This window comes from Achromobacter sp. D10 (genome assembly GCF_035282245.1).
Taxonomy (GTDB): Bacteria; Pseudomonadota; Gammaproteobacteria; order Burkholderiales; family Burkholderiaceae_B; genus Achromobacter; species Achromobacter insolitus.
This window is the reverse complement of sequence record NZ_JAYJLE010000016.1, coordinates 16,251-39,989: the sequence shown is the minus strand read 5'-3', so window position 1 is coordinate 39,989 and position 23,739 is coordinate 16,251. Positions and strand designations below refer to the sequence as shown.

Here is a 23,739-nt window from a genome sequence, read left to right as displayed (position 1 = left end):
GAGCGCGCAGCGCCCGCCGCCAGGTGGTCCGTCGATAATGCCATAGGGCCGCGGGCGGTGTCGAACCGCCCGCGGCCCGCGCTGCATGCGTGCAGAACCTATTGCGGCTCCAGTCCGGTCGCCTTGATGATGGCGCCGTACTTGGCCATTTCGGCGCCGATGTAGGCTTTGAATTCCTGTGGCGGCTTATAGGAAATGGCCAGGCCCTGGCCTTGCAGCTTTTCCTTGACGTCGGTGGATTGCAGCGCCTGGGCCGTGTCCTTGGAAATGCGGTCCACCAGGGCGGCAGGCATGCCGGCAGGGCCGAACAGGCCGAACCAGTTGGAGATGTCGAAGTCGTCCAGCCCGACCTCCTTGGCCGTCGGCGTCGCGGGCAGCACATCCTGGCGCCGCGGTCCGGCTATGAACAGCGGGTGTAGCTTGCCGGCGCCGATCTGGCCGATGATGGCCGGCGCCGTGGCGAAGAAAATGTCGATCTGGCCGCCCACCAGATCGGCGACGGCCAAGGCCGTACCGCGGTACGGCACGTGCGTCAGGTTCATGCCGGAACGCACCCGCAGCAGTTCGCCCGCCAAGTGCTGTTGGCCGCCCGTGCCCGGCGAGCCGTAGACCAGCGGGGCCTGCGCGCCCTGACGCTTCAGATCGGCATAGGTGGTGGCGGGCAGCTTGGGGCCGCTGACCAGCACCAGCGGCGCATCGGCGACGAGCGCGATGGGCTGCAGGTCTTTCAAGGGGTCATAGCGCATCTGCTTGTAGACGAGCTTGTTGATGGACACCTCAGGCGTATAGGCCAGCAGCAGGGTGTAGCCGTCGGGCTTGGCGCGCGCGACCTGCTCCGCGCCTATCATGCCGCTGGCGCCGGAACGGTTCTCGACGATGACCTGCTGCCCCCAGCTTGCGGTCAGCTGCGCCGCGAGGATGCGGGCGATCACGTCCGTGGCGCCGCCCGGCGTGTAGGCGACGATCAGGCGCACCGGTTTGTCGGGAAAAGCCTGCGCCGCCTGGGCGGACAGCGGAATGCAGGCCGCGGCCAGCATGCCCGCGAGTTTGACTGCGTATCGAAACATGGGATGGCTCCTGTGCTGGGGTATGGGTCAGTTGCGCTGGATGAGCAGCAGCGCCTGGTCCGGCAGGTGCCGGCGCGCGTAGTCCGTCCAATCGTCCCGCTCTTGCAGAACGCGTTGGGCCGTCAGGTCGATGACGCGTTTGAACGCGCCGCCCTGGACGTGGCGGTTCAGCGCAGGGCCGGATCCGTAGGCGAGCTCATATACCTGCCCACCGGATTGATAGCGGCACAGGCGCGCGCCAGTTTCGCCATCGATCCGTTCGACCGATCCGGTGTCCGCGGCCTGGTCCGCGAAAACCGCGTTCAGCGCCGCAAGCGCCAGCCCGGCCGGCCGCGGATCGTAGCGCCGGTCGATGAGGCCATTGCGCGGAAAGTAGCCGCGGTCCACGTCCATGAAGGTGTCGAAGGAATAGCTCACCGCGTCCGAGGTCCGGGCCGCGAGGAAGGCTTCGGCAACCAGCGCGGCAATGGCGATGTCGTCGGTATTGGCTGCCGCCAGGCGGTCGGCCAGCTTGACGCCCACGTTCACGCTGGCGCCCCAGTCCCGGGCCTGCCTGGCCAGTTGCAGGTGCGTGGCGACGAGGTCGGAACCCCAGTCCAGGCGCACGGTGAACCCGTCCAGGTTCTTCTGCGTGAAATGCGGCAGCAAGGTGGCTTGCGCGGCCTCCAGCTCGGAAGCTCGCAGTCCGGTGTTGACGAAATGGCTGTAGTGCTTGCCGTCGAAGTGAGCGTCGTCCGCGCCCGTCCGGATCTTGCAATAGATGAGGCGCGCGGAAGTGTGCTCGCGCAGGCGCTGCAAGGCCGCGCCTGCCTCGTCAAGCGCCTGGGCGTTCAGATTGACTTCGATGGCCGAGATCGCGATGCCGTGCTCGCGCGCCTGTTGCAGCAGCCGGGCGTCCGGCAGGCCGAGCGAGGTCAGCACGAAGCGGTGGCCGACGTCGGACATGAGGCGGGCGCGGCGCAACGTCTTGTCGTCGCGCAAGTCCTGTACCGGAATCTTGAGGGTGCGCAATCCCATTTCCCACATGGACATCAGGGGGTAGTCATTGCGCGCCAGCTTGCGGCCGAATTCCTGCACCCCGCCGGTGCAGGGGATCTCGATGATCTCGGCCCAGGGATGGCGCATCTCGACCGCGATGCCATCGCAGGCGGCGGTCTTGGTATGCACGGTGGGCAGGGCGCGCGCCACAGCCCGGCCCGGCTCGGCTTCGCCGCGCATGGCGCCATGCGTGCGGATGAGCTTGGCCACATGGCCCTGTTCATGGACATCGACGATGAAGTAGCCGAATTTCTCGACGTCGCCGCGTCCGAATTCGTCCGCCGGCGGCACGCGGTAGAACTCGGAGAAGTCGTGCCGCAGGAAGGCGGTGGACGGGAGCATGTAGATCTCCGCGCTGCCGATGACGTCGTACCAGAAGTTATGGACGTGGCCGGCAAAAACGGCCTCTACGCGGGGATCCGCCAGGCGCGACAGCAACCAGCCGCGGCCGGGCTCATCGATGTTGTCGTACGAACCGCGTTCCTGCGCGTCGTGCAGGTAAGGGGGGTAGTGCAGCGACACGAATACGCGGCCAGCGGCGCTGGCCAGTTGCTCGTCGATCCACGCGCGCTGCGCTTCATCGGCTGGCAGCCCGGAGTTGAACAGCAAGGCATTCAGGAACAGGAAGCGCACGCTGCCATGGTCCACCGCGTAATAGTCCGGCCCGAAAACCTGGCGGTATTTGTCCAGATAGTCGTCGCAGACGATGTCGGCGGGCATCCAGTCGATGCGCTTGTCGCCGACGTCGTGGTTGCCGGGCACCAGATGCAGCGGCATATCGATCTGTCCGGCGATGGCCTTGAAGCGGCTGGCGGCCTCCTCGAACGAGGGCATGCTCGGCACTGGATGGACGATGTCGCCCAGATGGATGGTGAACGCGGGCGCCGGGGCCAGGCTGGCGATGTCGGCGAACACATGGCGCGCGCGCGCGTTGGCGCGGGCATTGGTGGCGAAGGGGGAGGCGCAGGTGTCTTCGGATTCGTTGACGTGCGTGTCGGCCACGACGGCGAAGCTGAACAGGCGGGCGCCGAGCGGCTCGCGGGAAAAGCGGGAATTCGTCATCAATCCGTCCTTTCAATTTCAATAAATGGAATTCAAATGTTTATAGTGAACGGAATGTTTGTATTTCGGCAGACGATATACTGTCAATGCTCCGGAACCCAGGGGCCAGTCGACACTGAAACGGAGCCTTGCTCCAGGCCTTAGCCCACCCATGCACTCGAAAACTCCGCTCAACTACGAACTCGAATCCCGCGCCTCCCTCGAAGCGCACCCGCGATTCGCGTCCACGCTGTCCAACGGACTGGACGTGCTCAAGTGTTTTTCCGCGGCCGAGCCGCAGCTGGGAAACAAGGAGATCGCCGAAATGCTCGGCCTGACGCGCCCGACGGTGTCCAGGCTGACATTCACCCTGGTGGGGCTGGGCTATCTGCGGCGCGACGAACGCACCGGCAAGTATTCGCTGGGGCCGGCGGTGCTGACGCTGGGCTATCCCTTGCTGGTGCATCTGACGCTACGGCAGCTGGCGGCGCACGACATGATCGAACTCGCGCGTTACGCCAAGGGGCCGGTATCCATGGCGATCCGCGACCGCCTGCAGGTGGTTTACGTGGAAACGGTGCACGACGGGGCATCGAACGCGTCGCGTCCGGATATCGGTTCGGCCCGCCCCTTGCTGCGCACGGCTACCGGGCGCGCGTTGCTGTATGCGCAGACGGCCGATGAGCGCACGCTCATCTGCGGCCGGCTGGCCGAGGAGTTTCCCGAGGACTGGGAACGTTTCGGGGCGTCCCTGCAACCGGCGTTCGACGCCATCGACGAGCACGGTTTCTGCGTGGTCAGCAAGGACTGGCGCGCCGAGCTGTGCGGCATCGCCACGCCGATGCGCTATCGCTCCAATGACCTGCCGCTGGCCTTCAATGTGACGATCCCGGCGGACAACCTGGACGAAAAGCACGTATACGAGACCCTGGGGCCGCGCCTGCGGACCCTGGTCAAGAACCTCGAGTACCGCATCGGGATCATGTGAGCGAGGGGGCGCTTATCGCGCGCCGCGGATATGCGGGATAATCGCGGGCACTGATCTGGAGATACACATGTACTGGAAACTGGTCGCGGCTTCGGCGCTGGCCCTGGGCCTGGCAGGCTGCTCGATGGGCATTTCGTCCGGCACGTCGCCGCACAGCGAATTCAAGGCGCCGGTGAGCTTCAAGGACGCCTACGACACGGCGATCCGGCAGGCCAATGCCTGCTTGCGCAGCACGGACAATGCCTACCGCGTGGTGGACACCCTGAACGAAGGCGCGCAGTCCGGCGTGGTGCAGGTGCTGGCGCCGTATAGCGACAACGAGATGACGCGGGTCGAATTGAAGGCGGCCGGCCCCAAGACCACCGACGTGCGTATCGCGGTGTGGGGCAAGGGCACCTGGGATGCGGCCGCGATGCGCGCGATGCAGGATGCCGTCTATTACGGCCTGGTGTCGTGCAGCAGCTATATGCCGCTGGATCCGCGCCCGCCGGTCAAACCGTCGCGCGACCTGCCCAATTGATGCGCGGGCGCCGGCGGCCTGCCGTCGCTGGCGCTCAGTCGCCGCCCGGGCGGCGGCGAATGATCTTGAACGTGGCGGTGGCGCGCGCCACCAGTTCGCCGTCGGCGCGTCGGACGTCGCCTTCGCAGAAAGCGATGGAGGCGCCGCGCCGCAGGCAGCGCGCCTCGATCACGAGGTTGCCCGTGCCGGGCGACAGGAACGACGTGTTCATGTCTATGGTGGCCATGCCTTCGGTGCCGTCGGCGGAACCGCGGGCGGCGGCGCTCAGCGTGAAGTCCAGCACGCTCATCAACGTCCCGCCATGCACGTCGCCGCGGCTGTTGGTCAGGTCCTCGCGCCAGGGCAACGAGGTGCGGGCATAAGCCGGCGCGATGCTTTCGGGCACCAGGCCGATGAAATGCATGAAGGGTATGGTCAGGCCGAAGTAGTCGGTTTGGGGTGTTGAGGATGCAGTCATGGACCGTTGCGGACGGGAATGGGAAGTCGGTTGTCGGCGGTCATAATATTATGTTTTGGCTCGGGGGTTCCTAACATGAATGGCAGCAAGCTCGCGTAGCGTGCACGGCGTTGGGGGCAACAGCTTTCATGACTGAACCAAGAAAGATCGTGCACGTGGACATGGACGCGTTCTACGCGTCCGTTGAACAGCGCGACAATCCCGAGCTGCGCGGCAAGCCCGTGGTCGTGGCCTGGACGGGGCCGCGTTCCGTGGTGTGCGCCGCGTCTTACGAGGCGCGGCGGTTCGGTATCCATTCCGCTATGTCCGCGGCCAGGGCGGAGCGCCTGTGTCCACATGCGATCTACGTGCCGCCCGATTTCAACCGCTACCGCGAGGTCTCGCGCCAGGTCCGGCAGATATTCGCCCGCCACACCGACATGATCGAACCGCTGTCGCTGGACGAGGCCTACCTCGACGTCACGGTCAACAAGCTGGGGCTGCCCTCGGCCACCGAAGTGGCCCAGGTCATCCGTCACCAGATCCGTGAAGAAACCGGGCTGACGGCGTCTGCCGGCGTTGCGCCCAACAAATTCCTGGCCAAGATCGCCTCCGACTGGAACAAGCCGGACGGCCTGTTCGTCGTCCGCCCGGCCAAGGTCCTGGCTTTCCTGGAGCCTTTGCCCGTGCGCAAGGTGCCCGGCGTGGGCAAGGTGACACAGGCGCGCCTGGAGCAGATGGGCATCCATACCGTGGGCGATCTGGCCACGCACAGCGCCCAGGAACTGGAGCACTATTTCGGCCGCTACGGCCGGCGGCTGTACGAATTGGCGCGCGGCATCGACGAGCGCGAGGTGCAGACCGACCAGCCTTTGCAGCAGGTGTCTTCGGAAACGACGTTCTCGCAGGACGTCCGGCTGGAAGCCGTGGGCGAGGCCCTCGACCGCATGGCGCAACGCGTGTGGGATCAGGCGTTGAAGAAGGGTGCGTTGGGCCGCACCGTGGTCCTCAAGCTGAAGACCGACCGTTTCCGCATCCTGACCCGCAGCCAGACCAGCCAGAATCCGCCAGGATCGGCGGAGGAACTGGCCGCCGTTGCCCGGCTGCTGTGCGAGCGCGTGGATCTGCCGGCACAGACGCTGTATCGGCTGGCGGGGGTCGGGATGAGCAATTTCGCCGACCCGCAGGAACTATCGCGCCAGCCCGATCTGTTCGGCGGGGCGTTCTGAGCGGGCCGGCCGGGATCAGGCCAGGCGAGCCTTCACTTGCTGGGACAGCGCGGTCATGTCGGCGCGGCCGGCCAGGGCCTGCTTGAGCAGAGCCATGACCTTGCCCATGGCGGGCGCGCCGGTAACGCCTTGCGCAGCGACTTCCGCCAGCGCGGCGTCGATCGCGGCCGAGACTTCCTCGGGCGTTGCGGCCTGCGGCAGGAACTCCTGCAGCACAACCAGTTCTGCCTTTTCCTGCTCGGCGGTTTCGGTGCGGCCGGCCTGTTCGAACGCGGCAATGGACTCGCGGCGCTGCTTGACCTGTTTTTCGATGATGGCGGTGATCTCGGCGTCGGTCAGTTCGCGGCGTTCGTCGACTTCCTTCTGCTTGACGGCCGCCAGCAGGAAGCGCAGCGTGGCCAGGCGCTCGGCGGCCTTGGCGCGCATGGCCTCCTTGACGGAATCGGCGAGACGGGTCTTGAGCGTAGCAGTGCTCATGGGTGAAAACCTTTGTGGTGTTGCGGCAAAGAAGCAGTTTAAACCGCGGCAGGGCTGACCGGCGCCATCGTGTTTTGAAGCGCGGATTTAAAGATGTATTATAAATGCATGTTTAATGGCGATTCCGATCGCGCCACAAGGAGCAGTAGATGTTGAGTCCCCAAATCCGCGCCCTGGTCAAAGGCACGGCTCCCGTTCTCAAGACGCACGGCGTTGCGCTGACCCGGCATTTCTATGCCCGCATGTTCAAGCACAACCCGGAGCTCAAACATGTGTTCAACCAGGGCCACCAGGCCGGCGGCGAGCAGCAGCAGGCGCTGGCCGGGGCGGTCGCGGCCTATGCCGAGCACATCGACGATCCCTCGGTGCTGATGCCGGTGGTGACGCGCATCGTGCACAAGCACGTCAGCCTGGGCATCCGCCCCGAGCACTACCAGATCGTGGGCAAGCATCTGCTGGCCTCCATCGGCGAAGTGCTGGGCGAGGCGGCCACGGAAGAGCTGATTGCTGCCTGGGCTGCCGCCTACGGCCAGTTGGCCGACCTGCTGATCGCCGAAGAGGCGCGCCTGTACGCGGAGTCGGCTGCCAAACCGGGCGGCTGGACCGGCTGGCGCGCGTTCCGGGTGGTGGGCAAGCAGCGCGAAAGCGCCGAGATCACGTCGTTCTACCTGGCGCCCGCCGATGGTGGCGAGGTGCCGGCCTACCGTCCGGGCCAATACGTTTCGGTGCGTGTATTCGTGCCCGAACTGGGCCTGATGCAGCCGCGCCAGTACAGCCTGTCCGACGCGCCGGGCCAGGATCGCCTGCGCATCTCCGTCAAGCGCGAAGCCGCCGGCGCCGATACGCCGGCCGGCCGCGTGTCCAACGCCCTGCATGACCGCCTGGAAGAGGGCGGGGTGCTGGACGTGGCGCCGCCCCAGGGAGACTTCCACCTGCGCGAGGAAGGTAATGCGCCGGTTGTGCTGCTGAGCGGCGGCGTGGGCCTGACGCCCATGGTTTCCATCCTGAACCACCTGGTGGGCCTGAACGACGACCGGCAGATCCGCTTCGTGCACGGCTGCCGCAACAACTCGGTCCATGCCATGCGCGACCACGTCAACAGCATCGCCGCCGGACGCGCCAATGTGCGCAAGGCGGTGTTCTACGAGGAGGTCGGCCATGGCGACCAGCCGGGCCGCGACTACGACTACGCCGGCCGGGTGGATCTGCATGCCATTCGCGATGAAGTCATCGTGCCTGGCGCGGACTACTACCTGTGTGGTCCGGCCGGCTTCATGCGCGCGCAGCGCGAGGCCTTGACCGGCCTGGGCGTGCCCGCCGACCGCATCCACGCCGAAGCCTTTGGCAGCGGCGGCGCGCCCGCCTGAGCGGTGTATCCTGGCGGCCTGAACTCTCGGGCCGCCAGCCCCACCTTCCGTCCCTGCCATGCAACTGACCCGATTTACCGACTTTGGCCTGCGCGTCCTGATGTACCTGACGCAATGCCGGGACCGGCCCGCCGCAGTCACCATTCCGGAGATCGCCGACCGCTTCAGCGTGTCGCGCAATCATCTGGTGAAAGTGGTGCACTTCATGGCGCAGCAGGGTTGGGTCAGCACCTCGCGCGGCAAGGGCGGAGGGCTACGCCTGTCGCAATCCGCCGACAGCTATCGGCTGGGCGACCTGATCCGGCAACTGGAACAGCAGGGGCCGCTGATCGACTGCCGCGAGCCTCCCTGTGCGCTGGACGGCTCCTGCCGGCTGTCCGGCGTGCTGGCGCAGACCCTGCAGGCGTTCTATGAAGCGCTCAATGGCCATACCCTGGCCGACCTGGTGCGCGATCCCACGGCCGCGGCCATCATCAGGCTGCATCGCGCCGCCTGAGACGGGGCATGATGTTTTGTTATGGACCCTGCGGAGTTTGGCATTTGCCGCAGGGGGGGACGCGTCCCAGAATAGCGTGAATTCCCTGTCTTTCTGGATATAAGTATGCGGGTTTGCGTAATCGGCGCGGGCGTCGTGGGCGTCACGTCGGCCTATTTCCTGGCGCGCCAGGGCCATGACGTGGTGCTGGTGGACAGCCAGGCGCGTCCGGCGGAAGTGTCCAGCTACGCCAATGGCGGTCAGCTCAGTTATAGCTATGTGGCGCCGCTGGCCGGTCCCGGCGTGCTGCCCAGCGTGCCGGGCTGGTTGCTGCGCGAAGATTCCCCGCTGCGTTTCCGGCCCAGGCTGGATCCCCACCAATGGCGCTGGTGCCTGCAGTTCGCGCTGGCATGCCGGGCCTCGGTGGCTAAGGCCTCCACCGCCGAGCTGTCCAGCCTGTCCTATCTCAGCCGGGACGTCATGCATTCCCTGCTGGAGCAGGAAAATCTGGATTTCGGCCATCTGAAGAACGGCAAGCTCATTGCCTACCGCAGCACGGCCTTGCTGGACAAGGCGCGCGAACTGGTGGCTTACCAGGCCGCCCATGGCGCCGAGCAGCAGGTGCTGGACGCCGCGCAGACGCTGGCCCTGGAACCGGCGCTTGCCGGCATGGGGGGCAGCCTGGCAGGCGCCATCTATACCCCCAGCGAAGAAGCGGGCGATTGCCGCCAGTTCACCGAGTCCCTGTTCGACCGCCTGCAGGGCATGGCCAACGTGCAATGCGCCATGTCCAACCCTGTGTCGGGCCTGCAGCTTGAAGGCCGCCGCATCGTGGCGGTGAACACGCGCGACGGGGACATCGGCGCCGACGCCATCGTGCTGGCGACCGGCATTGGCACGCGCGCGCTGCTCAAGCCGCTTGGCCACGACGTGCCGCTGTATCCCCTGAAGGGCTACAGCCTGAGCGTGCCGCTGGCCGAGGACGACGACGCGGTGGCGCCGCGCATCAGCGTGACCGATTATGAGCGGCGCATCGTCTACGCCCGGGTGGGCGGGGTGCTGCGCATCGCGGCCATGGTCGATATCGGCAGCGCCGACGCCGGCATCGATTCCGCGCGCATCGGGCTGCTCAAGCGGCAGGTTCACGAGGCTTTCCCCGCGTTGGACTTGCGTCAGGCCGTGCCGTGGGCGGGCCTGCGTCCGGCCACGCCCACCAGCAAACCGTTGATCGGGCGCAGCCACGCGGCCGACAACCTCTGGCTCAACATCGGGCAGGGCGCGCTGGGCTTCACCCTGGCCTGCGGCAGTGCCGCGCTGTTGACGGCGCAGATGGGCGGGTTGGAGCTGCCGCTGGATCCGGGGCCGTTCCGCCCGTAATGGGGATGTCCATTTTGCGATAGTCGCTGCCTTTCCATCGGCAGACGGGCCAGATCGCGCTCAATAGGATGTTGATACTCCGCCGCGCGCGCCGCTTCAGGGCGACGAACGCGGCCGGAGCCTATCCCCTCATTCTCCGAGCGCAACCACCATGTCCTATCTGTTTCCGTTGTTCGCCATTCTGTTCTGGGCGGGCAACGTCATCGTGTCCAAGATGGCCGCCAGCGCCATCTCGCCCACCGCCATCACTTTCTACCGGCTGGTGCTGGCGGTGTTCCTGATGGGCTTGTTCACGGCCGGTCCCGCGTGGCGCAACCGCAAGACCATTCTGCGCCATTGGCCCAAGCTGGCGCTGTACGGCGCCTTGTCGTCGGCCGTGTTCCAGGCGCTGTCCTACCGCGCGGCCGAAACCACCACCGCCACCAACATGGCCATCCTGACCGCCTTGATTCCCTTGCTGAGCATGCTGCTGAGCGTGGTGATCCTGCGCGATCCCCTGACGTTGGGCATGGCAGCCGGCGGGGTGCTGTCGTTCCTGGGCTTGCTGTACCTGGTGGGCCAGGGAGACATGCTGAGCGTGTTCCAGCAGGGCATCCATGTCGGCGATGGCCTGATGCTGCTGGCCGCCTTGTCCTATGCGCTGTACGGCGTGCTGCTGCGTCATTGGAAAGTGCCGCTGCCGGCTTGGCAATCCACCCTGGTGCAATCCATCTTCGCATTGCTCTACATGCTGCCGTTGTACCTGCGCGTGCCGGCGGCGCAGGCGGCGCTGGACATGAACACGGTGCCGCTGATTCTCTACGCAGGCATTTTCTCGTCGGTGCTGTTGTCTTTCCTGTGGATCGAAGGTGTGCACCGGCTGGGGCCGAACCGCTGCAGCATTTTCATCAATCTGCTGCCGCTGTTTACCGCGCTGGCCGCCTTCATCATGCTGCGCGAGCAACTGCACCTGTATCACCTGCTGGGCGGCGCGGTGACGCTGGCCGGCGTGTTGCTGGCGCAGACGGTGCAGCGCCCGCTCTTTGGCCGCGCCCGCGCGCTGGCGCTGGATTAGGACGCATCCCGGCCGAAAGGCGCGTTGCACGGGTGCCGGGCCGGGGGCAGTTCACTGGCGTTCAAGACAGGTGCGAGCCTGTGCCGGCACAGTGGCTCTCTTTGACGGGAGAGAGTCGATGAGCATGTTCCAGAGAACCGCCATTGCGCTGGCGCGCAGCCCCGGCGTGGGGCGGGCGATGCGGGCCATGGCCGCCCGCACGCCGCTGGCGGCCCGTTTCGTCGGCGGCGCGGACGTGGACGCGGCGGTCCGGACGGCCGTCCGGCTGCGCGAGGCGCACGGCATTCGGGCGTCCTTGTTCTACCTGGGCGAGTATGTGGATGATCCCGAGGCCATCGAACACAACGTGGCGCAGGCGGTCGGCGCCTGCCAGGCGCTGGATCTGGCAGGGTTGGACGTGCACGTATCGGTCGATCCCACGGCGATCGGCTACATGCGGGATGACGCCCTGGGCCAGGCCAACGCCCGGCGCATCGGGCTGGCGGTGCGCCGGCCGGTCGGGCTGGGGCGCGACTGGATGGTGCTGGACATGGAAGATTCATCCATTTGCGACCGCACCTGCGCGTTGCACCGCGAATTGCTGCAAGCAGGCGTGCCGGCTGGACTGACCCTGCAGGCGCAGCGGCGCCGCACGCCGGAAGACCTGGCCTGGGCGATCCGTCAACGCACCTCGCTGCGGCTGGTCAAAGGCGCGTTTCCCGAACGCGCGCTGGACCACCACGGCCGCGCGCGCATCGACCAGGCTTATCTGGACGCCGCCTCTATCATGTTGTCGCGCGAGGCGCTGCAATCCGGGTTCCAACCCGTCTTCGGCACCCATGACGACCGCCTGGCGGGCGTCATCATGGAAATGGCGCGGGAACGAGGCTGGCCGCCGCAAGCCTTTGAATTTGAAATGCTTTACGGCGTGCGCCCGGACTGGCAGCTTGCGCTGCGCCGTTTGGGCTATAACGTCAGGGTTTATCTGCCCTTCGGCGGCGACTGGTGGCCCTATGCCGTGCGCCGCGTGGGCGAGAATCCCCGCAACGCATTGCTGTTGGCCCGCACGCTGACTTCGGACCAGAGCTACTTCGGCTAGACGCCCCACCCAAATCCAACCATGGCGGTTTCCCAACACATCTGGCATTGCGGCGCCGGCCTGCCTGGCGACGTGCTGATCGCCGACTTGCGCGCCTATCGCTATGCGCCGCATTTCCACGATGCCTGGTCCATCGGCGCCATCGCGCAGGGCCACTGCGCTTTCACCGTGCATGGCGAACCGGAAACTGCCGGCGAGGGCGATCTGGTGGTGATCGCGCCGGGGCAGGTCCACACTGGCGGCACCTCGGACGCGCCGCTGGCCTATCGCATGGCCTATATCGATCCCGCCTGGTTCAAGGACCACGAGCTTGCCCTGTTTGCCGGCGGCGCCTCGCTGGCCGGTCCGGTCATCCGCAACCCGGCGCTATGCCGGTCCTGGCTGGAGGCGCTCACGCCCGATGCCATTTCCGACGCCGAACGCCGTGCACGCATTTCCAGCGCCTTGTTCGGACTGCTGGCGGCGCATGCGCAGGCCCGGCCGGCTCCGACAGACGACGCGCCCGATGTCTGCGCGATGCTGCGTGAACGCATGGCATCGGACCCGGCTTGCGCGCCGGACCTCGAGGCCCTGGCCCGGGCGCAGGACCGCCACCGTACGACCCTGGTCAAGCAATTCGCCCGGCGCTACGGCCTGCCACCGCTGGCCTGGCTGCGCAACTGGCGGGTGGCGCGCGCCCGCGTGCTGCTGCGCGATGGCCTGGCGCTGGCGGACGCTGCGCACGCCGTGGGCTTTGCCGATCAAGCTCATCTGACCCGCGTATTCAAGCAGGTTTACGGCAGCACGCCGGGCGTGCTGCGCAGGGCGGGGGTACCGGACTCCCAGACGTTGCGGGCGCGCGGCGTTTCCACCCGGTAGTCCGAATATTTCTGGGTAAAGAACGCGGCGCCCAGGTCCGCCGCTGCTTGCAAGGGCTGGCGTGGGTCCGCCGCGATCTCGCCGCGCAGGTTGCCGGCGCCGTGCACATAGCCGATGAAATCCGAGTGCGTATAGCGGGCGTATTCCTGGATCTGGTGCACGATGCCCAGCGCCGCGCCAGGATAGGTTTCCTCGGACGCCACCGCCAGGCCCAGGCGTTTGCCGGTCATGCGCTCTTTGACGCGTTCCGGCTCCGGACCTTGGCCGGCATAGTGGCTGAACGAGCGGTCGAAAAACGCCTTGGTCTGCGCCGACATACCGTACCAGTAGATCGGCGTGCAGATGAGCACGCCGTCCGCGGGAAGGAAGTGTTCCAGGAACAGCTCGGAATAGCGGTCGGGCGGCGCGGATGCGTGGCGCAGATCCGGGAGGAAGGACTGGATGTAGTCGTCCAGGAACAGCAGCGTGGCGGCAGTGCCCGCCGCCTCGGCGCCGCGTAGCGCGGCCGCGCCCAAGGCTGCGCTGTTGCCGTCGCGTCTAGGGCTGCCGACCAGGATCAGCAGGCGCTTGATTGGATGATCTGAATTCATGTTTGATCCCTGTTCTGAACATGGATGATTCCATGCTTGCCAGAAAATGTAGCGACTTCCCGCCATTGGCGACAAACGATGAATCCTTAAGTAAGATGAATTAATTTCACCACTCGGGCGGGAATTCCATGTTCGCCACGCTACCTGTTACCGCGCTGCGCACATTTGAGGCGGCGGCCAGGCTTGGCAGCTTCAAGCTGGCCGCGGCCGAGCTGGCGGTAACGCCCACGGCAGTGTCCCATCAGGTCAAGGCGCTGGAGCGGCATGTGGGGTTTGCGCTGTTTGAGCGCGTGCCGCGCGGCGTACGCCTGACCGATAAGGGCGCGCGCCTGTTTGCCGGCGTGCATGACGCCTTGCTCGATGTCGCGCAAACCCTGGATGCCTTGCGCGCCGCGCCGGCCTCGGGCGCCTTGACCGTATCCACCACCCATTCGTTCGCGGCTTTGTGGCTGGTGCCGCGCCTGGGCCGCTTTTACGCGGCCTTTCCGCAGTACCAGCTAAACCTGAACACCAACCCTGAACCCATCGACCTGCTGCGCGAAGCCAGCGTGGACCTGGCCATCCGCTACAGCCGCGACCACTGGCCGGGGCTGCACGCCGCCTGCTCGCTGCAGGAATGGTTCGGCGTGTATGGTTCGCCGGCGTTGGCTGCCCGGCCGGCAAAGCGCGCGCCGTCGCTGGTGACGGTGCGCTGGCGCGATTCGCAGTTGTACGATCAGGGTTGGCTGGACTGGTGCGAGGCGGCCGGCCTGCCGGCCTGGCGGCAACCGGCGGCGCTGCACGCCTACACCGAAGAGCACTATGCCTTGCAGGCCGCGATCGCCGGCCAGGGGTTGGTGTTGGCAAGCTCCGTCATGGTGTCGGACAGCGTGGCCGCGGGGACCCTGGTGGCGTACCGGCCCGAGGTGAGGGTGGCCGGAGCGGCTTATACAGCGTTGTGCGCGCCGGGCCGCGAACGGCATCCGCCGGTCAGGGCTTTTCTTGACTGGCTGCGCAAGGAATTCGAGGGCCAGGGATGAGACAGATCTCGCAACTGATGCGCCTGCTGTACGTGGGCGGACTGGCCTGAAAGCGGTCCGTCGTTCGTGCAGGCTCGGGAGCCAGGGATGGATTGACGCGCCCCTGTGCGCGCTTCTACTCTTTGCCGACCATCAGCGCGGAGGCCGCCAGGCGTGAATCGATTCCATGAAATGAGCGTGTTCCTGGCGGTGGCCGAGGCGCAGAGCTTCGCTGCGGCGGCCCGGCGCCTGGAGATGTCGGCGCCCACGGTCACGCGCAGCGTTTCGGCGCTGGAGCGGCGGCTGGGTGCCTTGCTGCTGGTGCGTACCACGCGCAGCCTGCGCCTGACCGAGGCCGGCCAGCGCTATGCCGATGATTGCCGTCGCATTCTCGATGAGGTTCAGCAGGCCGACGACGCGGTCGCCGGCGCCATGGCCGCGCCGCGCGGCGCGCTCAGCATCACCGCCCCGGCCTTCTTCGGGGAGTTGCATGTGATGCCGGCCGTGCTGGGCTATCTGCGCGCGCATCGCGAAGTGTCGGTGCGCACGCTGTTGGTGGACCGTGTGGTGAACCTGCTGGATGAGCGCGTGGACGTGGCGGTGCGCATCGGCGACTTGCCCGATTCGACGCTGACCGCGGTGCCGGTGGGCCAGGTGCGCCGCGTGGTCTGCGCCGCGCCCGCGTTCCTGCGCGAGCATGGCGTGCCGCAGGACCTGGAGTCCCTGCAGCGCTATTGCACGGTTACCGCGGCCATGGAGGGCAGGACGCCACAATGGCGCTTCCAGCAGGACGGCCAGCCCAGGAGCCTGCGTGTCGATTCGCAGCTGACCGTCACGTCCTTCCAGGCCGCGGTGCTGGCGGCCTGCGAGGGCTGGGGCCTGACGCAGGTCGTGTCCTACCAAGTGGCGCGGCATCTGGCCAGCGGCGCCTTGCAGGTGGTGCTGCGCGACTTCGAACAGCCGCCGCTGCCCGTGCACGTGGTGTATCCGGAAGGCCGCAAGAGCTCGGCGAAAGTGCGCAGCTTCGTCGAATTCTGCGTCGAGGCCCTGCGCCGCGACCTGGCGACGCTGCCCGCGTAGCGGAGTTTCTTTCAGGCACTGCAAGAGTGTCTTGCGAGCGCTGGCCGTTCACGGGCGGCGGCCGCCGGCCCAAGATGGAGGCTGTATCCGACTTGGAGCCTACTCATGCAAACCGCCCAGACCCCGGCGCTGACGTTCTACAGCTTTCCCCTGTCCGGCCACGCCCACCGCGTCGCCCTGATGCTGTCCCTGCTCGAAGTGCCCCACCGGCGGGTGGATGTAGACCTGCGCGGCGGCGAGCATAAGCGTCCCGAATTCCTCGCGCTGAATGCCTTCGGGCAGGTGCCGGTCATCGATGACAATGGCGTGGTGGTCGCGGATTCGACCGCCATCCTGGTTTACCTTGCCAAACGCTACAACGGCCAGGCCTGGCTGCCCGAGGATCCTGTGGGAGCGGCGGCGGTGCAGCGCTGGTTGTCGGCGGCGTCCGGCCCGGTGGCGTTCGGCCCGGCTGCGGCGCGCATGGTGACGCTGTTTGGCGCCGCCTATGACGTGGACAGCACGTTGGCCCGGGCGCATGCCCTGCTGCAAGTCATGGATGGCGAGCTGGCCGGGCGCCCGTTTCTGGCGGGCGAGGCGCCCACCATCGCGGACGTCGCCTGCTACACCTATGTGGCGCACGCGCCGGAAGGCAATGTATCGCTGGATGCCTACCCGCACGTGCGTGCGTGGCTTAGCCGCATTGAAGCCTTGCCGCGCTTTGCGCCCATGCCATCGTCGCCTGTGGGCCTGGCGGCCGCCTGAGACATGGGCGCCGACCGCAAGGAGAACGCCATGACCAACGTAGAACCCGCCTCCGCGTCGTCCGCGCCCTGGCATGCCGGTGAACGTTTGCTGCAACAGCAGGCGGGTGTCGCCGAACGCATGGAAGTGGCGGGGCGCAAAGTCATCCGCGACTACATGCCGGAGCAGCATCGCATTTTCTTCGAACAGTTGCCCTTCCTGGTAGCGGGAGCGGTGGATGAGCAGGGCGATCCCTGCGCGGGCGTGCTGGAAGGCCTGCCGGGTTTCGTGTCCTCGCCGGATCCGCGCAGCCTGCGCGTGGCGGCCGTGCCGGATGCCGATGATCCACTGCTGGCCGGCCTGGGGCCGGACCGGCAGGTGGGCCTGCTGGGAATCGAGTTGCACACCCGGCGGCGCAACCGCGCCAACGGCCGCATCGCGGCCTGGGACGGCAAGCGCTTCGACGTAGCGGTGGCGCAGTCCTTTGGCAATTGTCCGCAGTACATCCAGGCGCGGGAGTTCCACTTTTCGCGTTCGCCCGCCTTGCGCTTTCCTGGCGCGCCGCAGGAGCGAGAGGGGTTAGACGATGTCGCGCGGGCGCTGATTGCGCGATCCGACACATTTTTCGTGGCGACCTACGCGGACGAGGGCGGCCGCGCGGTCGATGTTTCGCACCGCGGCGGCAAACCGGGATTCGTGCGGGTCGATGGCGACGTGCTGACCATTCCGGACTTTTCCGGCAACCGGTTCTTCAACACGCTGGGCAATATGATGCTCAATCCGCGGGCCGGCCTGCTGTTCATCGATTTCGAGCGCGGCGACGTACTGCAGCTGACGGGCGCTGCCGAAGTGATCCTGGACAGCCCCGAGATCGAGCGGTTCGATGGCGCCGAACGATTGTGGCGGGTGCGGGCGCGGCGCGTGGTACGCCGGCCGGGGGCGTTGGCCTTGCGCTGGCGCTTCGATTCGTATTCTCCCACCGCGCTGGCGACGGGGCAGTGGCCGCGGGCGGCGTAGCGTATTCGCGCTAGCCGGGAATGGCGGTCTTCTGGACGACGGCGTCGTCCGGACCGAGCAGCCGGCCGTCCTGCGCCCGGATTTCCAGCCTGCGCACCGGCTGGCCGCGCTTGCGGTCTATCAGGGTGGAATGGGGTTCGGCGGGGCCGTAATAGTGGTCTTCACCCCATTGGCGCAAGCCGACGATCACCGGGAACAGCGCCCGGCCCTTATCCGTCAACACATATTCCTGGTATGCGCTGCCATCGGAGGCTGGCGCCACCTCCAGGATGCCGTGCGCAACCAATGTGCGCAGCCGGTCGCTGAGGATGTTCTTGGCCACGCCCAGGCTTTTTTGCAGTTCGCCGAAACGCCGCAATCCGTCGAAGGCATCGCGCACGATCAAGAGCGACCACCAGTCGCCGATCGCGTCCAGGGAGCGCGCAACCGGGCAGGCGGCGCCTTCGAGACTAGTGCGTTTGACCATGTCGGATCCTTGTCGAGGAAAGTGACGCTTAGGGGGTGGCAACGGCGGGCTTATCTAGATTTCGGTTGCATTATAAAACCTCTAAAACTATTATTCTGGTTTTATAAAGCAACCAGAATGGAGTGAGCGATGCCAGCCAGACCTGAACCTGCCCAATCGGGGCCTCAAGCGCCCATGCCTAGATCGTTGGTGATGCTGCTGGCGGTGGCCTGCGCCTTGAGCGTGGCCAATGTGTATTACGCACAGCCGCTGCTGGACGCCATTGGCCGCGAGTTCGGTATCGCCGAAGGCGCGGTGGGCATCGTGGTGACGGCGACGCAGTTGGGTTGTGCGCTGGCGCTGCTGTTTGTCGTGCCTCTGGGCGATCTGCTGGACCGCCGGCGCCTGATGCTGGGCCAATTGGCGTTGCTGGTGCTGGCCTTGGCGGCCGTCGCCTTGTCGGCGGGCACGCCCTGGCTGTTGATGGGAATGGTGGCCCTGGGGCTGCTCGGAACGGCGATGACGCAAGGTCTGCTGGCGCTGTCCGCGGCGCTGGCCGCGCCGGGCGAGCGCGGCCGAGTGGTGGGCGCGGCGCAGGGTGGGGTAGTGATAGGTCTCTTGCTGGCGCGCACCCTCGCCGGGGCAGTGGCGGACCTGTGGGGGTGGCGTGCGGTGTACGTGGTGTCGGCGGCTGTGGCCGCCGTGCTGGCCGTGGTGCTGGCGCGGCGTTTGCCGCAACGCCGGCTGCCTTCGGTGGATCTGGGTTACTGGGCGCTGCTGCGCTCGCTCTATGGCTTGCTTGCCACCGAACGCGTGCTGCGCGTGCGCGGCATGATCGCGCTGCTGATGTTTGCGGCTTTCAGCGCGTTCTGGACTGCACTGGTGCTGCCGCTGAGCGCGCCGCCGCATTCGCTGACGCATAGCGCGGTGGGCGCGTTCGGGCTGGTCGGCGTGGCGGGCGTGCTGATGGCGGCGCGAGCCGGCCGTCTTGCCGATAGCGGGCAGGGCGAGCGGACGACTGCAGTGGGCCTGGCGCTGTTGTGCCTGGCCTGGGTGCCCATCGCCTTCCTGGAGCAGAGTCTGTGGTTGCTGGCCCTGGGAGTGCTGGTCCTGGATATTGCCTTGCAGGCCTTGCACGTGACCAACCAGGCCATGATCTTCAGCGTGAATCCGCAGGCGCATAGCCGGCTTGTCGGCGCCTACATGATGTTCTATGCGGTGGGGAGTGGGCTGGGGTCTATCGCATCGACGGTGGTTTATGCGCAGGCGGGTTGGTTGGGGGTGTGTGTTTTGGGGGCGGGGATCAGTGTTGCGGCGTTGGCGTTCTGGGTGGTGACGGTGCCGCGGGGGGAGCGGTTGTTGGTTGGTTCTTAGGTTGCTGGTTGGTGGGTTCTTGAGACGCCTGTCGCGTCGGGGGCTCGCGAGGCGCGGGGCAACGATTGCGGTCCGGAGCCTTCGCTCCGGACTGCCCCGTCGTCATCGTCGTCCAGGCCTTCGGCCTTTTCTTCCGATTCCCTCGGGCTTATCGACGCCCCGCGCCTCGCGAGCCCCCGACGCGACAGGCTCGGCTGGTTGAAACTTCACGGGCGCTGGGGCGGGCGGTGTGCTTGGCGTTCTGGCCACGAACGAGTGGGGTTGGCGTGTCTTGCGGGGCCCGCCCCAGGCCGGCCGCGCGGGCGGCCTTTTGGGGCTTACGCCGTGTCTTGCGTCGCGCGATGGCGCTGCGCGCTGGTGGCGGGGCGTTCTCGTGGTGATGCGTATGGCAAGTGAGAACCGGGTCCGATTTTGTGAGGCGCGGTGTCGTGACGATGGCCACGCGCCGGTCTGCCAGTAATCGCCACTCAACGCGGATGCCGGATGGGTGGCGCGCGTCCGGGTCTGCATGCGTTAGCGGCTGTCCGTCGCGCGCCACCCATCACCGCCCACCCCCCAATAGCTGGCGACCAATAGCAAACCGTTCACCGCATTCGCGCCGGTGAACACAATCGAAATTCAAGCAATCGCGTATGTCATTCTCGGCCGCCCGCGCGGCCGAGAATGGCGGGCAGTATAAGAATCGTCCCTGACCACGGCTCCAGCAGCGCATCAGTCCAAGATTCAAGTAGCCCGTCGGCGCGGGCGCCTGAGGGGTGGGCAACCTCGATGCGCCCGCGGGAATCTGAAGGGAAGGCCGAAGGCCTGGACGAAGATGACAAGGGGGAAGTCCGGAGCGAAGGCTCCGGACCGCAATCGTGGGCGCCCGCCCCTCAGGCGCCCGCGCCGACGGGCGGCCTACGAAGCATTGGAACGCGACAGCCTAACTATTTCAGACCAAGCCCGTCACTCAGCGGCTGTCACGCCTGCACCTCATACTCCCCAGACCCCGTGACCACCGCCGCCAGTCCTGGCGCCTGGCTCAGCTTATGCAGCGCGTAGCACTGCACGGTGGCGATCTTGGCGTCGTGGAAGGCCGGATCTTCCTGGCGCAGGTCCAGGCTGGCCAACAGCGCGCGCGCCATTTGCCAACCGGCCAGCGTGGTGCCCGCCAGCATCAGATAGGGCACGGCGGCGGCGAATACCGCATTCGGACGGGCCGCGGCGTTGGCCAGGACGAAGTCGATGGCGTCGGCCAGCGCCGCGCGGGCCTGGCGCAGCGGCGTCAGGATCAGGCGGGCGGCAGGTTCGCTGCGGGCTTCCAGCGCGGCTTCGGTCTTGCCGATTTCGGCCAGCAGGGCGCGGGCCACCGCGCCGCCATCGCGCAGGGTCTTGCGGCCCACCAGGTCATTGGCCTGGATGGCGGTCGTGCCTTCATAGATGGTGAGGATGCGCGCATCGCGGTAGTACTGCGCCGCGCCTGTTTCTTCGATGAAGCCCATGCCGCCATGCACTTGCACCCCCAGGCTGGCCACGTCGATGGACATCTCGGTGCACCAGCCCTTGACGATGGGAACCAGGTACTCCTGAACCGCAAGATGGCGTTTGCGGGCTTCGGCGTCCGGGCTGGCATGCGCCAGGTCGGCGTGGCCCGCGGTGTAGTAGGCCAGCGCGCGGCCGGCCTCGGTCAGTGCACGCATCGTGCCCAACATGCGGCGCACGTCGGGATGCTGGATGATGGGCACCGCGTCCTTCGATGAACCGTCCACCGGGCGGCTCTGCACGCGTTCGGCCGCATAAGCGCGCGCATGTTGATAGGCGCGGTCTGCGATGGCAACGCCTTGCACACCCACGGCGTAGCGGGCGGCGTTCATCATGATGAACATGGCATCCAGGCCGCGGTTCTCCTGGCCCACCAGATAGCCGAGCGCGCCGCCCGCGTCGCCGAATTGCAGGGTGCAGGTGGGACTGGCCTTGATGCCCAGCTTGTGTTCGATGGACACGCAATGGACGTCGTTGCGCGCGCCCAGCGTGCCATCTTCGTTGACCAGGAACTTGGGCACCAGGAACAGGGATATGCCTTTGACGCCTTCGGGCGCATCGGGCAGGCGGGCCAGGACCAGGTGCAGAATGTTCTCGGCCAGGTCGTGCTCGCCGTAGGTAATGAAAATCTTGGTGCCGGAGATGCGGTAGGTGCCGTCGCCTGCCGGCTGCGCGCGCGAGCGGATCATGGCCAGGTCCGAGCCCGCCTGCGGTTCGGTCAGATTCATGGTCCCGGTCCACTGTCCGGAAATCATGGGGCCGATGAAGCGTTCCTTCAGCTCGGGCGAACCGGCGGTCAGCAGCGCCTCGATCGCGCCGTTGGTCAGCAGCGGGCAGAGCGCGAACGAAAGATTGGCGGCATTCAGCATTTCAGAGCAGGGCGAGCCGATCAGTCCTGGCAGGCCCTGGCCGCCATATTCGGCGGGATGCGTCATCCCCTGCCAGCCGGCGTCGGCGTATTGGCGGAAGGCCTGCTTGAATCCCGGCGACGTAGTCACGGCGCCATCTCGCCAGGCGCTGGGCTCGCGGTCCGCGGTGTGATTCAACGGAGCCAGCACATCGCCGGCATAACGCGCGGATTCTTCCAGCACGGCCTGGGTGGTGTCGGGCGTGGCCTCCTCGAAACCGGGCAGCGCGGCGACGCGCGGCAGGCCGGCAAGATGGTTCAGCACGAACAGCATGTCTTTCACGGGGGCTTGGTACGTCATGGCGTCGGAGCTCCTGGAGGGATGGGGACGTGGGTATCAGCCGGCCTTGCCGGAACCGGCCACGTCGATGGCCTTGGTCGCGCCGACGGCGGCGCGCAATTCGAATTTCTGGATCTTGCCGGTCGAGGTCTTGGGCAGTTCCCCGAAGCGTACCGCGCGCGGCACCTTGAAGCCGGGCAGGAGCAGCTTGCAGTGCGCGATGATCTCTTCGGCGGTGGCGCTGCAGCCCGGCTTGAGTTCGACGAAGGCGCAAGGGGTCTCGCCCCATTTGGGATCGGGCATGGCCACCACGGCCACCGCCGCCACGGCGGGATGGCGGTAGAGCGCATCTTCGACTTCGATGCTGGAAATGTTCTCGCCGCCGGAAATGATGATGTCCTTGCTGCGATCCTTGATGCGGACGTATCCGTCGGCCGTCATGACGCCCAGGTCGCCGGTGCGGAACCAGCCTCCGGCAAAGGCTTGCTCGGTGGCGCGCTCGTTCTTCAGGTAGCCCTTCATGCAGATGTTGCCGCGGAACATGACCTCGCCCACGGTCTGCTCGTCGGCGGGCACTTCTTCCATGGTGTCGGGGTTGCGCACGGACACGCCGGCCTGCAGGTGGTAGCGCACGCCCTGGCGCGCATTGCGCAGCGCGCGTTCTTCTTCGTCCAGCGCGTCCCAGGCCTCTTGCCGGGCGCAAACGGCCGCTGGCCCGTAGACCTCGGTCAGCCCGTACACATGGGTCAGCTCGAAGCCGATGTCGCGCATCTTGGCGATGACGGCCGGCGCGGGCGCGGCCCCGGCCACCATGGTGCGCACTGTGTGGCTGATGCCGGCTCGCATGTCGGCCGGCGCATTGGCCAGCGCGCTCTGCACGATGGGCGCGCCGCAATAGTGCGTCACGCCTTCGGCGCGGATCAGGTCGAACACGGTTTGCGGGTCGAACTTGCGCAGGCACACGTTAACCCCGGCGCGCGCGGCCACCGTCCAGGCGAAGCACCAGCCATTGCAGTGGAACAGCGGCAGCGTCCACAGGTACACCGGATGCTTGGGCATGTCCCATTCAAGAATGTTGCTGATGGCGTTCAGGTAGGCGCCGCGGTAGTGGTAGACCACGCCCTTGGGATCGCCGGTGGTGCCCGACGTGTAGTTCAGCGCAATGGCGTCCCATTCGTCGGCGGGCGGTTTCCAGTCGTAGCGCTCGGGCGCGCCGGCCAGGAATGCTTCGTAGTCGATTGCGCCGGGCAGTTCCGCAGGCGCGGTGTCCAGGTCGTGCACGGAAATGAGCTTCAGCTGCGGGAACTCCGCCCGGGCGCGCTGGGCGAGCTCGCCAAACTCCGTGTCCACGATCAGCGCCTGTGCTTCGCCATGGCCCAGCATGAACAGCACGCTGGGCGTATCCAGGCGGGTGTTCAGGGTATTGAGCACCGCGCCCAGCATGGGCACGCCGAAGTGAGCCTCGACCATGGCGGGAATGTTGGGCAGCATGACTGCCACGGTGTCGCCGCGCTTGATGCCGGCTTGCGCCAGCGCGCCGGCCAGGCGCTGGGCGCGTTCATAGGTCTGGGCCCAGTTGCGCCGCACCTTGCCATGGACGATCGCCAGCCGTTGGCCATAGACCTGCGCCGCGCGGGCGATGAAGTCCACCGGGGTCAGGGCTTCGTAGTTGGCGTCGCGGCGCGCAAGGCCGCGATCGAACATTCCGCTCATGCTTGTCTCCTGTCGGGACGCGCAGGCGTCCCTTATCCGTGTGCGGGGAGTTTGATCCCCGTCGCTTGCCCTAGCTTACGGGGGCG

At 66.8% G+C, this 23,739-nt stretch carries 22 protein-coding genes; 14 read left to right on the top strand and 8 right to left on the bottom strand.

Annotated features, from left to right (window positions below; translation table 11 throughout):
• Window positions 1-98: 98 nt before the first annotated feature.
• Entirely contained in the window at window positions 99-1,067 is a 969-nt protein-coding gene (locus VCS63_RS27600; RefSeq protein WP_063640437.1) for a Bug family tripartite tricarboxylate transporter substrate binding protein, read from the bottom strand.
• 27 nt (window positions 1,068-1,094) lie between these two features.
• The gene (locus VCS63_RS27595) at window positions 1,095-3,167 is read right to left on the bottom strand and encodes a metallophosphoesterase (RefSeq protein WP_323881624.1); all 2,073 of its coding nucleotides are present in this window, start codon (window positions 3,165-3,167) and stop codon (window positions 1,095-1,097) included.
• Between the two features lie 151 nt (window positions 3,168-3,318).
• Here VCS63_RS27595 and VCS63_RS27590 point away from each other — a divergent pair, with 151 nt between their 5' ends.
• Together VCS63_RS27590 and VCS63_RS27585 are read left to right on the top strand one after the other, a co-directional pair.
• Window positions 3,319-4,134, top strand: coding sequence for an IclR family transcriptional regulator (locus VCS63_RS27590; RefSeq protein ID WP_042793015.1), 816 nt, complete (start codon window positions 3,319-3,321; stop codon window positions 4,132-4,134).
• Window positions 4,135-4,201: 67 nt separating this feature from the next.
• On the top strand, window positions 4,202-4,654 hold the full coding sequence (locus VCS63_RS27585) for a BPTD_2524 family lipoprotein (protein ID WP_063640435.1): 453 nt from the start codon (window positions 4,202-4,204) through the stop codon (window positions 4,652-4,654).
• A 34-nt stretch (window positions 4,655-4,688) separates the two neighbouring features.
• Here VCS63_RS27585 and VCS63_RS27580 read toward each other — a convergent pair whose 3' ends face one another.
• Complete coding sequence (locus tag VCS63_RS27580) at window positions 4,689-5,111, bottom strand: PaaI family thioesterase (RefSeq protein WP_323881622.1); 423 nt, start codon at window positions 5,109-5,111, stop codon at window positions 4,689-4,691.
• 128 nt (window positions 5,112-5,239) lie between these two features.
• On the opposite strand from VCS63_RS27580, the gene dinB reads away from it, so the two are divergent.
• Window positions 5,240-6,319 carry a DNA polymerase IV gene (dinB, locus tag VCS63_RS27575; protein ID WP_063640434.1) on the top strand — a complete coding sequence of 360 codons (1,080 nt, stop codon included), beginning with the start codon at window positions 5,240-5,242 and terminating at the stop codon, window positions 6,317-6,319.
• A gap of 15 nt (window positions 6,320-6,334) precedes the next feature.
• On the opposite strand, the gene VCS63_RS27570 is transcribed toward dinB, so the two are convergent.
• Window positions 6,335-6,796, bottom strand: a complete 462-nt coding sequence (locus VCS63_RS27570; protein ID WP_042793017.1) for a GatB/YqeY domain-containing protein — start codon at window positions 6,794-6,796, stop codon at window positions 6,335-6,337.
• 149 nt (window positions 6,797-6,945) lie between these two features.
• On the opposite strand from VCS63_RS27570, the gene hmpA reads away from it, so the two are divergent.
• The 6 genes from hmpA (at window position 6,946) to VCS63_RS27540 (ending at window position 13,005) form a co-directional block, all read left to right on the top strand.
• Window positions 6,946-8,163 (top strand): NO-inducible flavohemoprotein, encoded by a 1,218-nt coding sequence (gene hmpA / locus VCS63_RS27565; RefSeq protein ID WP_175202299.1) that lies wholly within the window; start codon window positions 6,946-6,948, stop codon window positions 8,161-8,163.
• Between the two features lie 58 nt (window positions 8,164-8,221).
• A complete protein-coding gene (locus VCS63_RS27560; protein WP_042793019.1) occupies window positions 8,222-8,659 on the top strand; it encodes an Rrf2 family transcriptional regulator in 438 nt (145 codons plus the stop codon).
• Between the two features lie 105 nt (window positions 8,660-8,764).
• Complete coding sequence (locus VCS63_RS27555; protein WP_323881620.1) at window positions 8,765-10,015, top strand: D-amino acid dehydrogenase; 1,251 nt, start codon at window positions 8,765-8,767, stop codon at window positions 10,013-10,015.
• Between the two features lie 151 nt (window positions 10,016-10,166).
• A complete protein-coding gene (locus tag VCS63_RS27550) occupies window positions 10,167-11,069 on the top strand; it encodes a DMT family transporter (RefSeq protein ID WP_323881618.1) in 903 nt (300 codons plus the stop codon).
• Window positions 11,070-11,193: 124 nt separating this feature from the next.
• Window positions 11,194-12,147: a proline dehydrogenase family protein gene (locus VCS63_RS27545; RefSeq protein WP_323881616.1), complete on the top strand. Its 954-nt coding sequence runs from the start codon at window positions 11,194-11,196 to the stop codon at window positions 12,145-12,147.
• A gap of 21 nt (window positions 12,148-12,168) precedes the next feature.
• The gene (locus VCS63_RS27540; protein WP_175200142.1) at window positions 12,169-13,005 is read left to right on the top strand and encodes a helix-turn-helix transcriptional regulator; all 837 of its coding nucleotides are present in this window, start codon (window positions 12,169-12,171) and stop codon (window positions 13,003-13,005) included.
• Here the strand turns inward: VCS63_RS27540 and VCS63_RS27535 are convergent.
• Entirely contained in the window at window positions 12,921-13,595 is a 675-nt protein-coding gene (locus tag VCS63_RS27535) for a flavodoxin family protein (protein ID WP_042793024.1), read from the bottom strand. The two genes, VCS63_RS27540 and VCS63_RS27535, sit on opposite strands and share 85 nt — an antisense overlap.
• A gap of 128 nt (window positions 13,596-13,723) precedes the next feature.
• On the opposite strand from VCS63_RS27535, the gene VCS63_RS27530 reads away from it, so the two are divergent.
• The 4 genes from VCS63_RS27530 to VCS63_RS27515 all read left to right on the top strand — a co-directional run bounded on the left by VCS63_RS27530 (window position 13,724) and on the right by VCS63_RS27515 (window position 17,413).
• On the top strand, window positions 13,724-14,614 hold the full coding sequence (locus VCS63_RS27530; RefSeq protein ID WP_042793025.1) for a LysR substrate-binding domain-containing protein: 891 nt from the start codon (window positions 13,724-13,726) through the stop codon (window positions 14,612-14,614).
• Window positions 14,615-14,767: 153 nt separating this feature from the next.
• On the top strand, window positions 14,768-15,673 hold the full coding sequence (locus VCS63_RS27525) for a LysR family transcriptional regulator (protein WP_112965306.1): 906 nt from the start codon (window positions 14,768-14,770) through the stop codon (window positions 15,671-15,673).
• Window positions 15,674-15,778: 105 nt separating this feature from the next.
• Window positions 15,779-16,417 carry a glutathione S-transferase family protein gene (locus VCS63_RS27520; protein ID WP_076812576.1) on the top strand — a complete coding sequence of 213 codons (639 nt, stop codon included), beginning with the start codon at window positions 15,779-15,781 and terminating at the stop codon, window positions 16,415-16,417.
• A 30-nt stretch (window positions 16,418-16,447) separates the two neighbouring features.
• On the top strand, window positions 16,448-17,413 hold the full coding sequence (locus VCS63_RS27515; RefSeq protein ID WP_323881614.1) for a pyridoxamine 5'-phosphate oxidase family protein: 966 nt from the start codon (window positions 16,448-16,450) through the stop codon (window positions 17,411-17,413).
• Window positions 17,414-17,423: 10 nt separating this feature from the next.
• On the opposite strand, the gene VCS63_RS27510 is transcribed toward VCS63_RS27515, so the two are convergent.
• Complete coding sequence (locus tag VCS63_RS27510) at window positions 17,424-17,879, bottom strand: winged helix-turn-helix transcriptional regulator (RefSeq protein ID WP_063959553.1); 456 nt, start codon at window positions 17,877-17,879, stop codon at window positions 17,424-17,426.
• 129 nt (window positions 17,880-18,008) lie between these two features.
• Here VCS63_RS27510 and VCS63_RS27505 point away from each other — a divergent pair, with 129 nt between their 5' ends.
• Window positions 18,009-19,232, top strand: coding sequence for an MFS transporter (locus tag VCS63_RS27505; protein WP_416379213.1), 1,224 nt, complete (start codon window positions 18,009-18,011; stop codon window positions 19,230-19,232).
• 959 nt (window positions 19,233-20,191) lie between these two features.
• Here the strand turns inward: VCS63_RS27505 and VCS63_RS27500 are convergent.
• Both VCS63_RS27500 and VCS63_RS27495 read right to left on the bottom strand, forming a co-directional pair.
• Entirely contained in the window at window positions 20,192-21,961 is a 1,770-nt protein-coding gene (locus tag VCS63_RS27500; protein WP_323881612.1) for an acyl-CoA dehydrogenase, read from the bottom strand.
• 36 nt (window positions 21,962-21,997) lie between these two features.
• On the bottom strand, window positions 21,998-23,653 hold the full coding sequence (locus VCS63_RS27495) for an acyl-CoA synthetase (RefSeq protein ID WP_063640422.1): 1,656 nt from the start codon (window positions 23,651-23,653) through the stop codon (window positions 21,998-22,000).
• Window positions 23,654-23,739 lie beyond the last annotated feature (86 nt).